Origin of the sequence: Pedobacter sp. Leaf132, from assembly GCF_920984695.1 — a bacterium.
Taxonomy (GTDB): Bacteria; Bacteroidota; Bacteroidia; order Sphingobacteriales; family Sphingobacteriaceae; genus Pedobacter.
Genome location: NZ_CAKLBO010000001.1, coordinates 311677 through 324750, shown reverse-complemented (window position 1 = coordinate 324750; position 13074 = coordinate 311677). Strand labels below are relative to the sequence as shown.

The 13074-nt window shown below is 36.9% G+C and carries 14 protein-coding genes; all 14 read right to left on the bottom strand.

Features of this window, described 5'->3' with window-relative positions; all coding sequences use genetic code 11:
* Positions 1 to 2: 2 nt before the first annotated feature.
* The 14 genes from nuoH to LUA86_RS01325 all read right to left on the bottom strand — a co-directional run bounded on the left by nuoH (position 3) and on the right by LUA86_RS01325 (position 12950).
* Positions 3 to 1040 carry an NADH-quinone oxidoreductase subunit NuoH gene (gene nuoH, locus LUA86_RS01390; protein ID WP_231458755.1) on the bottom strand — a complete coding sequence of 346 codons (1038 nt, stop codon included), beginning with the start codon at positions 1038 to 1040 and terminating at the stop codon, positions 3 to 5.
* Positions 1040 to 2050, bottom strand: coding sequence for a 2Fe-2S iron-sulfur cluster-binding protein (locus LUA86_RS01385; RefSeq protein ID WP_231458754.1), 1011 nt, complete (start codon positions 2048 to 2050; stop codon positions 1040 to 1042). The genes nuoH and LUA86_RS01385 overlap by 1 nt, the downstream gene beginning before the upstream one ends.
* A gap of 150 nt (positions 2051 to 2200) precedes the next feature.
* Positions 2201 to 3568 (bottom strand): NADH-quinone oxidoreductase subunit NuoF, encoded by a 1368-nt coding sequence (gene nuoF / locus LUA86_RS01380; protein WP_231458753.1) that lies wholly within the window; start codon positions 3566 to 3568, stop codon positions 2201 to 2203.
* A 73-nt stretch (positions 3569 to 3641) separates the two neighbouring features.
* A complete protein-coding gene (gene nuoE / locus LUA86_RS01375; protein ID WP_231458752.1) occupies positions 3642 to 4157 on the bottom strand; it encodes an NAD(P)H-dependent oxidoreductase subunit E in 516 nt (171 codons plus the stop codon).
* Positions 4150 to 5364 carry an NADH-quinone oxidoreductase subunit D gene (locus LUA86_RS01370; RefSeq protein WP_231458751.1) on the bottom strand — a complete coding sequence of 405 codons (1215 nt, stop codon included), beginning with the start codon at positions 5362 to 5364 and terminating at the stop codon, positions 4150 to 4152. The genes nuoE and LUA86_RS01370 overlap by 8 nt, the downstream gene beginning before the upstream one ends.
* Before the next feature lie 90 nt (positions 5365 to 5454).
* Positions 5455 to 5955, bottom strand: coding sequence for an NADH-quinone oxidoreductase subunit C (locus LUA86_RS01365; RefSeq protein WP_231458750.1), 501 nt, complete (start codon positions 5953 to 5955; stop codon positions 5455 to 5457).
* On the bottom strand, positions 5955 to 6497 hold the full coding sequence (locus LUA86_RS01360) for an NADH-quinone oxidoreductase subunit B (protein WP_025146324.1): 543 nt from the start codon (positions 6495 to 6497) through the stop codon (positions 5955 to 5957). The genes LUA86_RS01365 and LUA86_RS01360 overlap by 1 nt, the downstream gene beginning before the upstream one ends.
* 187 nt (positions 6498 to 6684) lie before the next feature.
* Positions 6685 to 7056, bottom strand: coding sequence for an NADH-quinone oxidoreductase subunit A (locus LUA86_RS01355; RefSeq protein ID WP_231458749.1), 372 nt, complete (start codon positions 7054 to 7056; stop codon positions 6685 to 6687).
* An 83-nt stretch (positions 7057 to 7139) separates the two neighbouring features.
* Positions 7140 to 8852 carry a hypothetical protein gene (locus LUA86_RS01350; protein WP_231458748.1) on the bottom strand — a complete coding sequence of 571 codons (1713 nt, stop codon included), beginning with the start codon at positions 8850 to 8852 and terminating at the stop codon, positions 7140 to 7142.
* 107 nt (positions 8853 to 8959) lie between these two features.
* The gene (locus tag LUA86_RS01345) at positions 8960 to 9859 is read right to left on the bottom strand and encodes a PstS family phosphate ABC transporter substrate-binding protein (RefSeq protein WP_231458747.1); all 900 of its coding nucleotides are present in this window, start codon (positions 9857 to 9859) and stop codon (positions 8960 to 8962) included.
* A gap of 226 nt (positions 9860 to 10085) precedes the next feature.
* Positions 10086 to 10904, bottom strand: coding sequence for an energy transducer TonB (locus LUA86_RS01340; RefSeq protein ID WP_231458746.1), 819 nt, complete (start codon positions 10902 to 10904; stop codon positions 10086 to 10088).
* A gap of 18 nt (positions 10905 to 10922) precedes the next feature.
* Positions 10923 to 11426, bottom strand: coding sequence for a biopolymer transporter ExbD (locus LUA86_RS01335; protein WP_231458745.1), 504 nt, complete (start codon positions 11424 to 11426; stop codon positions 10923 to 10925).
* 3 nt (positions 11427 to 11429) lie between these two features.
* Positions 11430 to 12044, bottom strand: coding sequence for a biopolymer transporter ExbD (locus LUA86_RS01330; RefSeq protein ID WP_231458744.1), 615 nt, complete (start codon positions 12042 to 12044; stop codon positions 11430 to 11432).
* 75 nt (positions 12045 to 12119) lie between these two features.
* Positions 12120 to 12950 carry a MotA/TolQ/ExbB proton channel family protein gene (locus tag LUA86_RS01325; protein ID WP_231458743.1) on the bottom strand — a complete coding sequence of 277 codons (831 nt, stop codon included), beginning with the start codon at positions 12948 to 12950 and terminating at the stop codon, positions 12120 to 12122.
* Positions 12951 to 13074 lie beyond the last annotated feature (124 nt).

Sequence of the window (13074 nt, the reverse complement as noted above, 5' to 3'; positions counted from 1 at the left end):
AACTAAAACTTCTCAATAATCGCAATCACAATACCTGTTATTATAATGTTGGCAATAGCCAAAGGTATTAAACCTTTCCAACCTAAATTCATCAATTGATCGTAACGGAAACGAGGGATTGTCCAACGTACCCACATGAAGAAAAAGATGAAAAACACGATCTTTAAAAAGAAAATACCAACGCCAAAAAGCGGTGCCCACGTTGGCCCTAATAAGGTTGCCATATAATCCATACCCGGATAATTGTATCCGCCGAAATATAAAGTTGCCATTACTGCTGATGATACAAACATGTTGATATATTCAGCAAAAAGGTAGAAACCCAATTTCATTGATGAATATTCTGTATGATAACCACCGATTAACTCTGTTTCACACTCCGGTAAATCGAAAGGTGCACGATTGGTTTCAGCAAAAGAACATACCATAAAGATTAAAAATCCTAAAGGTTGATACAATACATTCCATCTCCAGCCATGCTGTTGATCAACAATTTCTTTTAAACTTAAAGTGTTTGTCATTAAAAGCAAAGCGATGATTGATAATCCCATTGCGATTTCATAACTGATGTTTTGCGATGCTGCACGAATAGCACTTAACAACGAATATTTGTTATTTGATGCCCAGCCGCCAATCATTACACCGTAAACGCCTAATGATACAACACCAAAAATGTATAAAACACCAACATTAATATCAGCAACTTGTAAAGGAACCATTTTGCCCCCAATTTCCATTGGGCTGCCCCAAGGAATAACGGCTGTACCTATACAAGCACAAAGTAAAGCCAAACCCGGCCCTACTATAAATAACCATTTGTTTGATGAAGCCGGAATAATTTCTTCCTTCATAAACATTTTTACACCATCAGCCAACGGCTGTAAAATACCAAACGGACCAGCTCTATCCGGACCTAAGCGGTCTTGAAGATAGGCTGCAACTTTACGCTCAGCATAAGTAGAATACATGGCGATAACTAAACTGATACCGAAAATTACCGCTACCAGAATAAATTTTTCTATTACAAAACTTATTTCCATTAGTATTTTACTGTTTTATGTAACTCAATTTCATTAGCTGCTTGCAATGCCGCATTTGGCTTAATAACCGGAAGCGGTTTTAATGTTTCATAATGATTTGAAGCAATTACCGATGTATCATCAATATGTGTTGGATGTTCAATTGTCCAGTCTGATGTTGCTTTTTTATCAAAACGGCAAGTATTGCAGATAAATTCTTCAACCTCACCAAATTGATCTTTACGTGCCGTTACACGTAAAACATCCTCGCCTTTATACCAGAGAGTCACTTTGCCATTGCATTTTTCATGGTCGCAATTGCGATGTGCATCAACCGGTTTAGTAAACCAAACACGATTTTTAAAACGGAAAGTTTTGTCTGTTAAAGCACCAACCGGACAAACATCGATTACGTTTCCTGAGAAATCGTTATCAACAGCTTGTTGGATGTATGTAGAAATTTCTGAATGGTCGCCGCGGTTTAAAATACCATGAACACGTTTATTTGTAATTTGATCTGCTGTGAAAACACAACGATAACACAAAATACAACGGTTCATGTGTAACTGAATTTTATCTCCGATATCAATACGGTCGAAAGTACGGCGCTCAAATTCGTAACGGGTTTTTTGTAAACCGTGCTCGTAACCTAAGTTTTGCAAATCGCACTCACCAGCCTGGTCGCAAACAGGGCAATCTAACGGATGGTTGATTAATAAAATTTCAACCACACCTGCACGGGCTTCTAAAACTTCGGGCGAAGTGATGTTTAACACTTCCATACCATCCATTACAGTTGTACGGCAAGATGCAACCAATTTCGGCATAGGCCGTGGATCTTTCTCCGAACCTTTTGTTACCTTAACAATACAGGTACGGCATTTACCACCACTGCCTTCTAACTTAGAATAATAGCACATTGCCGGCGGAACGATGTCACCTCCTATTTGCCTTGCAGCATTTAGAATAGTGGTGCCATTGTCAACCTCTACTGTTATTCCGTCTATAGTTACTTTAACTTTATCACTCATGGTTAATGATAATCTTTATTTTTTTATGCTCATTGCCGTCATTGCGAGGCACGAAGCAATCTTTGTATTTTTTACGTCTAATCGCTTTAGGATTGCTTCGTTCCTCGCAATGACGTGATATATATCTTGTAAATAGTTATATGTCGATAACTACTTTTCCTCCGTTACCGGTGCCTTTTCTATCGGCACAGCATAATTTGCAATACCATAATTTTGTGTTTGGCTCTTAGCCGGTTCTTTAATGTGCCATTCAAACTCATCTCTAAAATGACGAATTGCACTTGCAACCGGCCATGCTGCCGCATCGCCTAATGGGCAAATGGTATTTCCTTCAATTTTACGTTGGATATCCCAAAGCAAATCAACATCCTCCATAGAACCATGGCCATGCTCAATTTTATGCAATACTTTTTCCATCCAGCCAGTACCTTCACGGCAAGGTGAACATTGACCGCAACTTTCGTGGTGATAAAAACGAGAGAAATTCCAGGTATTGCGAACAATACATTGGTCTTCATCAAAAGCAATAAAACCGCCCGAACCCATCATGGTTCCGGTAGCAAAACCACCTTCTGATAAAGATTCGTAACTCATTAAACGTGGCTCGCCATTTGCGTATTTCAAGGTTAAGTTAGCTGGCAAAATTGGTACAGATGAACCACCCGCAACTGTTGCCTTTAAACGTTTACCATTTGCTATACCGCCGCAATATTCATCAGAATAAATAAATTCTTCAACTGGTAAACCTAATTCAATTTCGTAAACACCCGGTTTAACTAAGTTACCAGATGCTGATATTAATTTCGTACCTGTACTTCTACCGATACCAATTTTTGCATACTCATCGCCACCATCATTAATAATTGGCACCACGGCGGCAATCGACTCTACATTATTTACCACCGTTGGGCAACCATACAATCCTGCAATTGCAGGGAAAGGTGGTTTAATTCTTGGATTACCTCTTTTTCCTTCAAGAGATTCTAACAATGCGGTTTCTTCACCACAAATGTAGGCGCCACCACCCGGCTGAACATATAATTCTAAATCGTATCCTGTACCTAAAATGTTTTTACCTAACCATCCGGCTACTTTTGCTTCTGCAATTGCTTTTTCCAAAATACGGATTTGAGGCATCATTTCTCCACGAACATAGATATATGAAACCTTTGCACCTAAGGCAAAACTTGAAACAATCATGCCCTCAATTAAAGCATGAGGAATATGAGTCATTAGGTAACGATCTTTAAAAGTTCCTGGCTCAGACTCATCAGCATTGCAAACCAAATAGCGTGCAACACCTTCTGGTTTAGCCAAAAAGCTCCATTTCATCCCGGTAGGGAAACCCGCACCACCACGACCGCGTAAGCCTGATTTCTTAACTTCTTCAACAATCTCTTCAGGTGTTAAAGTTTTAAGGGCCTTTTCCACGGCACGGTACCCGCCTTTTTGGCGATAGACTTCAAGTGTATTGATGCCTGGTACGTTTATATGCTCAAGTAATAATTTGCGACTCATTATTTTTTAGATGTGAGATGTGAGATGTGAGATGTACGATTGCCGCCTTATCTCAAATCTCAAATCTAGTTTCTCAAATCTTGTTCTTTAAATCTTCAATCAGTTTATCTACGCTATCTGTAGTTAAGTTTTCGTAAAAGGTATATTCCGGGCTAATTTGCAATACCGGACCAAAACCGCAGGCAGCCAAACACTCAACTCCTCTAAAGCTGAATAAGCCATCGGCAGTTACTTCGCCTTCTTTAATACCTAACTTAATTTCTAAGTGGCTTAATATTTTTTCTGCACCAACCAAACAGCATGGCCCTGTACGGCAAACCTCCAAAGCATATTTACCCTGAGGCTTTAAAAAGTACATGGTATAAAAGGTTGCAACTTCGTAAACTTCAATAGGTTGAATGTTTAAGTATGCGGCAACTTTATCCATTGCAGATGTAGGTACCCAAAGAAATTCTGCCTGCACCAAATGTAATAATGGTAGCAAAGCTGATTTATGTTTTCCCTCTGGATAACGGCTTTTTATCTCATCAAATTTAGCTAGTAATTCTGATGAAAATTCTACAGGTGTTTGTTCTTCTACTTTAAGCATCTAATTCTCCTGCAATAATATTCATACTACTCATGTTTATAATGGCGTCTGACAATAACATGCCTTCGCTCATTGGTGCAAACATTTGGTAATTTATAAAACTTGGTCTGCGGAAGTGTAAACGGTATGGTGTACGTCCTCCATCATTAATTAAATAGAAACCTAATTCTCCATTCCCACCTTCTACAGCATGGTAAACTTCTGCTTTTGGTGCATCAATTTCTCCCATAACAATTTTAAAGTGATAAATTAATGCTTCCATGTTGTTATAAACCTCTTGTTTCGGAGGCAGATAAAACTCTGGTACATCAGCATGAAAAATACCCTTTTCTTCTGTTTTTAACTTAACCGTGGCTTGATCAATAATGCGCAAACTTTGCCACATTTCTTCGTTTCGTACTAAATATCTATCGTAAATATCACCACTGGTTCCAACCGGAACTTCGAAATCGAAATCCTGATAAGATGAATAAGGATCGCTTACACGAACATCATAATCTACACCAGTTGCACGTAAAAGCGGGCCAGTCCAGCTATATTCTAAAGCATCTTCTTTAGTAACTTCGGCAACGCCTGCAGTTCTATCGATAAAAATACGATTACGCGTTAAAAGGTTTTCAAATTCTTTTAAAGCAACCGGAAACTCTTTTAAAAATTTGTTGATTTTCGCAAATGCGATGTCGTTAAAATCTCTCTCAAAACCACCAATACGACCAATATTTGTTGTTAAACGAGCACCACAAACCTCTTCAAAAATTTCGTAAATATGTTCGCGGAATTGAAAAAGGTAAAGGAAAGTTGTTGTTGCACCTGTATCCTGACCAATAATTGTATTACAAATAATATGATCGGCGATACGAGAAAGTTCCATGATGATAACGCGAAGATAATCTACACGTTTAGGCATCTGTATATTCAGTAATTTCTCAACCGTCATGTGCCATCCCATATTGTTAATTGGTGATGAACAGTAATTTAAACGGTCGGTTAGTGGCGTAATTTGATAAAACGGGCGATGCTCGGCAATCTTTTCGAAAGCACGGTGGATGTAGCCAATTGTAGAAACGCCGCTAACAATACGTTCGCCATCTAATTGCAAAACGTTTTGAAAAACACCGTGAGTTGCAGGGTGTGTTGGACCTAAATTTAAGGTTACCAGCTCACTTTGCGGGTCGTTATCTGTAAATACCGGATGGTTATGATTCATAGACCTTAATTCCGAAGCTCGGAACTCCTTTCAAATTTATTAATTATTTACTTATATATTCTGTCCCATTCGCCTTTAGAGGCAAGGGCTTTACCTTCCAAAAAATTCGTCTTTTTTATCCACTCTGTTTGGGTCTTCCAATGGATATTGTTTAAGCATTGGGTGAACGCCTAAATCATCCATATTTAAAATACGGCGTAAATCAGGATGCCCTTCAAACTTAACTCCAAACAAATCGTAAGTTTCTCTTTCCATCCAATTTGCCCCTTTCCAAACTGTTGTAGCTGTAGGGATAGTTGGATTTTGCTCAGAAATAAAAACCTTGATTCTGATTCTTACTTTTTCTACCATATTGTGCAGATGGTAAACAACTGCAATACCATGGTCTTTACCAGGGTAATGAACTGCTGTAATATCAGTAAGAAAATTAAATTTCAATTCGTTTTTTAGATGCGAAAGCACATTTACAATAACATCTTTATAAGTTACAACAGTTAAAAAACCATAAGGCTCAGAAACAGCAGTAACTTTATCGCCAAACTTCTCGGTAAGCTTAACGTGGATGTCGGTATTTAGCGTCGTTTCTTCCATTATTTAATGCCGTATTGACCCAAAAGTTCCTTATAATAATCAGAGTTTCTTCTTCTGCCAGATTCGTTTCTAACCAAATCCTGAATACGTTGAAAACCATCCAGAATAGCTTCTGGTCTTGGTGGGCAACCTGGCACATAAACATCTACCGGAATAACCTCATCAATTCCTTGTAAAACAGAATAAGTATCGAAAATACCACCACTACTTGCACAAGCACCAACAGCCATTACCCAACGCGGCTCAGCCATTTGGATATAAACCTGTTTAAGTACCGGAGCCATTTTTTTAGCAATGGTTCCCATTACCATTAAAACATCAGCCTGACGGGGAGAAAAACTCAAACGCTCTGCACCAAAACGACCTAAATCGTAGTGAGAACCCATGGTTGCCATAAACTCAATTCCACAACAAGATGTTGCAAACGGTAAGGGCCATAATGAATTTGAACGAGCCAAACCAATCACTTTATCTAAAGAAGTGGCAAAATAGCCAGGTCCTTCGGTTCCTGGAGGCGCATCAACTATATTAATTTCACTCATGTTTATAAACAAAAAATGCTCATTCCTTTGCAGAATGAGCAACAAATTTACAATATTTAAGGGCAATTAAACTAGCTTAACTCGATTTAGAACCTTTCTAAATTAGGTAAAATCATGCCCGCTAAGTGTAATCTGTACACATGTTATACTTTTACGCCGATTATGAGTTATAACTAAATTGCTACCACTAGTTCCAGTCTAATACTTTTTTCTTAATCACGTAGATAAAACCTAGTAATAGCGTGCCCATAAAAATGAACATCTCAATCATTCCATCCATTTTCAATGCTCTAAAATTAACAGCCCATGGATACATGAAAATTACTTCGATATCGAATAAAACAAACAGGATTGCTACCACAAAATACTTAATAGAAAATGGCTGACGGGCATTACCAATACTTTTAACACCAGCTTCAAAAATCTCAAGTTTATCACTTGTTTTACGTTTTGGACCTAAAAAGTGTGTAGCAACCAAAGTAGTTACAACAAAACCTAAAGCCACAATTACTTGAAATATAATTGGTAAAAAATCTATCGGAGTGCTTTGCGCTTGCATAATTATTATTTTCTGTTGCAAAAGTAAAAGAAAAAGGCAGAGTAACCAAACTCTGCCTTTTCTAAATTATTTAACTCTTATAATTATTTACCTTTTCCTTTTGCAGGAGCTGCTAATTCTTTCAACTTCGCTGCAGCAAATGTTCCTGCTGGGTAAACAGCTACACTTTTATCAAAGTATTCTTTTGCTTTTGCTTTATCAGTGTTAAAGTAATATCCACCAATATTATCATATGCCTCTGATAATTTCTTAGCGTTGGCAGTTACCAGCTCAGGTTTTGCCGTTACTTTCTCAACAAAAGTTTCAAAAAACGGAATTGCTAATCCTTTTGGTGCTTTTTCATCATCCAAAAGGTTATTAATTCTAGCTCGGTACAAATATGCATCAGTAGTTTCAGGAGCTAATTGAGCAACTTTAGCAATTGATGAATCAGCCTTTACTAATAAATCTTTTGATGGATTTTTCTTCGCTGAATATTGACCTGCGTAATCAAAATAGTAAGCTAAACCATTATAAAAATAGCTATATAAAACACCTTTAGCATTCGGGCCTGCAGCAATTACTTTATCATAAATCTGAGCTGCTTTAGCATATTTTTTAGCATCAAAGAAAGTTTTTGCAACCTCAGCTAATGCATCGGTGTTAGTAGAATCCTTTTCAACTGCTTTTGTAATGTTGATTAAGGCCAAACTATCCTGACCAGCTTTTAATTGAGCTTTACCAAGATACAAATAATCAAAACCTAAAAGCTTGCTTTCATCCTTTTGTTTAGCAAAATATTCAGTCATATTGGTTAAAGCCTGAGGATAGTTTTTATTCTCATAAGCCGACCATCCTTTTAACCTTGAAACAATGACACCTTTAGGGTCGTTAGCCGGAACCTGAATGGATGATGCCACTTGCTCCAAAGCCTGGAAATCTTTTGCATAGAATAAAAACTGCATATAACGTAACTGAGATTCTAATGATTTATCAGTTAAATCCATATACTTTTTATAAAGCTCTACTGCTTTCGCTGCTTTTTCTTTATCCGTACCAAAACTACTCCATTGCAAGTATAACTCACCTAACTCGCGGTAAGCAGGACCATAATTTGCATCAGCTGCAATTACTTTGTTTAATTCTGCTTCGCCTTCAGGAAATGAACGTGCTTCTTTGTACATTTTACCAACTTGTGTTCCAGCTCTTCTGTTTGTCGGGTCAATATCTGCTACGCGGAAATATGGCCCAATTGCTTCAGAGTTTTTCTTTTGCAAAGCATAAACATCACCTAAGCCAATAAATACTTCAGCATCTTTATCTTTCGAATCTAACTCATCTGCTTTAGTTAAGTTCGTCAATGCATTCGCAAAATCTGGTTTAGAAACATCTTCACTCGGTTTATCCTGAGCTAAATATGCTTTACCAATTGCTAAATATGTTTTGTAATCTTTAGGTGCAACAGATACTGCTTTATCAAAATTTGTTTTTGCTGATGCTGCATTGTTAGATAATAAATCGGCCTCACCTAAACCTGCAAAATTTGATGCATTTTTTGGGTCAGCGGTTGTACCTTTAGTAAATACAGCTCTTGCTGAATCGATATATCCGGTTTTTAAGTAAACCAAGCCAAGGTTATAATAATTATCACCATTAGATGCTTGTGAGTTTACTAATGTTTTAAGCATTGATGTTGCCTTTTGGTATTGTTCGGCATCAATCGCTTTTTTCGCGTCGTTTAAACTTTGAGCAAAAACTGCAGAACCCATCAACACCAAACCTACATTTAAGGTTATTGCTTTCTTTAAAATTTTCATAGTTCTTTTTTTGTTTTTTTAATGGTTGTAAAGTTTACATAAGCTAATGCAAAGATTCATCTGATATTCTTTTTTTTTGATTGCAAAAACAATCGTGGTTCAATTTATTATTTTTTTGTGATGTTCAGTTCTCTCGGCATTAATTTATGTGGTGCCAGTTCAGATTTAAGTACAATTAACTGTCCTCTCTGGCTTCTTAACCATGTTGCAAATCCTGTGCCTAAACCTCCGCGTCCTTCGCAATCTATAATATTAATGTTTCTGAGCAGTGGATAAATCCCATTGGTTAAATTTAAACGGGTGGGCTTGTAGTACTGATCATCACCTAAACTTCCTTTAATATTTTTTACCCCAAGCGTTTTTATTTTATCCTTATTTTTAAGCATTACCGGATTTTTTTCAGAAAGCCAGTTAACACCTAAAATACCAATAAAACTTTTATCCTCCGCAATAAGATTGATTACCTCATTGCTCGAATTTTTAGAATACACACCTTTTTGGGGAAACTGACTGATATTAGCCAGTTGTTTAAAGTACTTAAATGTACTGGAGTAAGCGTTATCAAATACTAATTTTTTATCCGAATCCTTGCCCTGCAATATATCAATAATTTCTTTAACGTTAATAGTGCTGTCTATATTGCCTGCATTAGTAATTAATGCAATACCATCTACAGCAAAACGAGAAGTGTTTATTTTAATCTGGCGTTGATTGTAATATTTCTCTTCCTTCTTAGTTAACATTCTTGGCAAAATAATTACCCTTACACTATCATTTAAAAATGTAGGTAGAAGCTTTTCTTCGGGCTTAACAGTTGTAATAAATGTTGCCTGCGGATAATCAAGTTTAAAAATGTCAATCTCATCCTGGACTATCGGACCAACAGTTTCATCAACCAATAATTTTAAAGTTCCGCTGGTTCGCGTTTCTTCAACTTTGTTATCTTTCCTCCGGTTGCAGGAAGAAAATGTTAATAATGCCAATAAAAGTAATAAGATATTCCTCATTGATTTTTAGTCTCGCCTTCCTAAGCTTAATAATCTGATAAATGCATAAACGATAAGAAATATTCCAATTGCAACTTTGTAAGGATAGGCAATATTTAAAGGAAGGTCTTTCCAAAAGATGCATGCTAAACCGATAAATAGGTAGAACACGAACATGAGAAGGCCTAAAATGAGCAAAAACCGCTGTTTAGGCGATTTTTGCTTAAAAATATCAAAATTTAACATTTTAATTGCTAAGTGTAAAGTTTACCTGGATGTTGTACTTTACCCTAACTGGTTTACCATTCTGGATACCCGGAATCCAACGTTTACTAGCTTTTAGTACACGTACAGCTTCCTCGTTAGTACCACTTCCCGGACCACGAATAACTGTAATATCGGTTAATGAACCATCTCTTTCTACTACGAAAGATAATGATACTTTACCTTGTACGTTATTTTCTTGTGCCATTGGCGGATACTTAATTGCACTTCCTAAATATTTATAGAAAGCTGGCATACCACCTGGATATTCAGGAACCTTTTCGATACTAACGAAGTCATAAACTTTGTTATCATCAACTGCAACAGCAGCTTCTCTTTTCGGTCCTTCACCTACAGGTTCTGCGATAACAATATCCGCAGTAGGATCACCTTTAATATCTTTCTGCCCTGGGTCTGCCTCTTTAAGTTTTTCAACCGTAGGTGGTTCATCCTGAACTTCAATATCCGGTTTTACAATCGGAGGTGGCATTTTTACCTGATCCACTTTTGGTGGTGGTGGCTCTACCGGTGGCGGTGGAGGTGTTTCCGGATTTACCGGTGGTGGCGGCGTAAGTACCACTTCTTGTGCTATTTCTTCTTTTTCTACTGGTAACGAACCTTTAATAAGGCTGTAAATCTTTGGAGCAAAGAACAAAACAAGAAATACTACCGAGCCATAAATTAGTGCCTTTGTGGTATTAGCAGGAGAGGTCTTACGTAGTTCGTAAGCACCGTAGTTTTTGTTTTTACCTTCAAAAACTACTTCCAGCCATTCCTTTCTAAATATATCTAATTTCGACATGATTACTGGTTTAGTAAATTATAAAATACCTTGTTGTTGCATAAATTGTTTTTCATTGTCAAGGATATTATCATCATCAATCTGACGAGCATTCACCTTTAAAATTTCCAATTCATCCATAATATCAACAAAGTTTTGAAAAGTTGAACCTGAAGTTGGCTTTACAAGCACAACAAACGGATCTTTTTCTGTTTCATTAGAACCCTTTCTGTTTTTAAGAATCGAACCTTCAATTGACTGAAGTGATTCAATTGTTGGTGAGCTCTTTCCAGCTTCGCCCATGTACCACGCAACTTTATTGTTTTTACCTAATAAAATTGTCATTGTTTTGGTTGCTTTTAGCTCCAATCTGTTCTCCGGCAAATTATCTTCCTTATCTGGTTTTGTAATATCCATTGCCTGTGGCGTAGATATCGATGTAGTTAAGATAAAGAATGTTACCAAAAGAAACATTAAATCCACCATTGGAGTCATATCAACCCTTGGTGTGGCTTTCTTCCCGCCTGTGTTTAATTCTGCCATTTCTTATTTTCTTGGTGCTTCAGAGTTTGTAACTAACAAAAATTTATTCACTTTTTGTTTTTGCAAAACATCGATAACTTTTTTAACTACCGGATATTCTTCTTTCGCATCGCCCTTAATACTTACACGCATTGCTGCGCCATTAAGTTCTTGTGTAGCTTTACGTGCATTTAAAACCCATGAGTTTAGCTGGTTATCTGTAGAATCTGTAGGGATACCTGGCTGTGCGCCTGGTTTCATACGATCTGCACCAGACATACCGATAAATTGCTTAAGATTTGAAACAGGAACGCCGAATGAACCAACTACAGAAAATCTGTTAATTTCTTCAGGAGTGAAAGTAAGCTTATACTGCTCTCCCATTAATTGCAACGTTCTTGCCCTTACTTTTTGTCCTGCTACCTCAAAGAAAACCTTACCTTGACCGATTGTTAAAATCGCGTTATTTTCAGCGGGCACCTTAAATACATAAGTAGATGAAGGTGTTGATACCGCTAGAGGTTCAGGTTGCTTAGCCGTAGCAGTTAATATGAAGAACGTAAGTAACAGTGCAGCTACGTCGCACATGGCGGTCATATCTGTTACTGTACTGGTTCTTTTAACTTTAATTCTAGGCATAATATTTTATACTTTTTAATAATGATGATCTTTTTTCCGGTTTTCCATAAAGCCGGTAAAAATTATTTTCATTTTTTATTTATGCGTAGAAGCATAAGTTTGAACGATGCTGAAACCAGCTTCATCAATAGCATAAGTTAACTTGTCGATTTTCGAAGTTAAAATGTTGTACATGATAATCGCTAAAGTAGAAACCGAGATACCAGTCATTGTATTGATAAGTGCCTCAGAGATACCTACCGCTAATGCAGCCTGATCCGGAGCACCTGAGTTAGCTAAACCTGCGAACGCACGAATCATACCTGTTACCGTACCTAATAGACCGATTAACGTACCGATTGATACTAATGTAGCGATGATGGTTAAGTTTTGCTCTAACATTGGCATTTCTAAAGCAGTAGCTTCTTCAACCTCTTTTTGGATAGCAACGATTGATTGCTCAACATCCATATTAGTATCAGCTTCTACTTCGCTGTATTTTTTCAAACCTGATTTAATTACTGCTGCAACTGAACCTTGTTGTTTGTCGCACTCAGCTTTAGCAGCTTCGATGTTACCTGAATTTAATAAACCTTTTACTTTGATGATAAATGTATCTAAGCTGGTTTTTCCGCTTGCTTTACCAATTACGATTAAACGCTCGATAGAGAAAACGATTGTGGTTAATAATAAACCGATTAATACTGCAACGATTGGTCCACCTTTGTAAGCTGTACCTGGATAGTTATTAGGTAATGGCAGGTTTTCATTGTTATTATCGATAAAGTTTGATGGATCTCCTAATACAAATTTCCAGATAACAAATCCAATAACGATACAAATTGGAATAACTAATGTTGCAAATACATTTGAAGCACTTGAAGAGCTCTCTTTTTTAACAGTTGTTGGTTTTGGTGCGTTTGCCATTTTTTTTGATTTTTTAGTTTTAGTTCTTGTTTTTAATTTTTAGCTGTTTTTTCTTTTCTATTACACACAACGTAGGCTAATCCGATTTTGTTGCGAAAACAAATTTATAAATTGATTTTAAATT

What these genes read in the sequence shown, in the direction of transcription:
- LUA86_RS01385 (WP_231458754.1), bottom strand. Translation starts at nt 2,050, where the DNA reads ATGAGTGATAAAGTTAAAGTAACTATAGACGGAATAACAGTAGAGGTT.
- nuoF (WP_231458753.1), bottom strand. Translation starts at nt 3,568, where the DNA reads ATGAGTCGCAAATTATTACTTGAGCATATAAACGTACCAGGCATCAAT.
- LUA86_RS01330 (WP_231458744.1), bottom strand. Translation starts at nt 12,044, where the DNA reads ATGCCTAGAATTAAAGTTAAAAGAACCAGTACAGTAACAGATATGACC.
- LUA86_RS01345 (WP_231458747.1), bottom strand. Translation starts at nt 9,859, where the DNA reads ATGAGGAATATCTTATTACTTTTATTGGCATTATTAACATTTTCTTCC.
- LUA86_RS01340 (WP_231458746.1), bottom strand. Translation starts at nt 10,904, where the DNA reads ATGTCGAAATTAGATATATTTAGAAAGGAATGGCTGGAAGTAGTTTTT.
- LUA86_RS01350 (WP_231458748.1), bottom strand. Translation starts at nt 8,852, where the DNA reads ATGAAAATTTTAAAGAAAGCAATAACCTTAAATGTAGGTTTGGTGTTG.
- LUA86_RS01335 (WP_231458745.1), bottom strand. Translation starts at nt 11,426, where the DNA reads ATGGCAGAATTAAACACAGGCGGGAAGAAAGCCACACCAAGGGTTGAT.
- nuoH (WP_231458755.1), bottom strand. Translation starts at nt 1,040, where the DNA reads ATGGAAATAAGTTTTGTAATAGAAAAATTTATTCTGGTAGCGGTAATT.
- LUA86_RS01325 (WP_231458743.1), bottom strand. Translation starts at nt 12,950, where the DNA reads ATGGCAAACGCACCAAAACCAACAACTGTTAAAAAAGAGAGCTCTTCA.
- LUA86_RS01370 (WP_231458751.1), bottom strand. Translation starts at nt 5,364, where the DNA reads ATGAATCATAACCATCCGGTATTTACAGATAACGACCCGCAAAGTGAG.
- LUA86_RS01355 (WP_231458749.1), bottom strand. Translation starts at nt 7,056, where the DNA reads ATGCAAGCGCAAAGCACTCCGATAGATTTTTTACCAATTATATTTCAA.
- LUA86_RS01365 (WP_231458750.1), bottom strand. Translation starts at nt 5,955, where the DNA reads ATGGAAGAAACGACGCTAAATACCGACATCCACGTTAAGCTTACCGAG.
- LUA86_RS01360 (WP_025146324.1), bottom strand. Translation starts at nt 6,497, where the DNA reads ATGAGTGAAATTAATATAGTTGATGCGCCTCCAGGAACCGAAGGACCT.
- nuoE (WP_231458752.1), bottom strand. Translation starts at nt 4,157, where the DNA reads ATGCTTAAAGTAGAAGAACAAACACCTGTAGAATTTTCATCAGAATTA.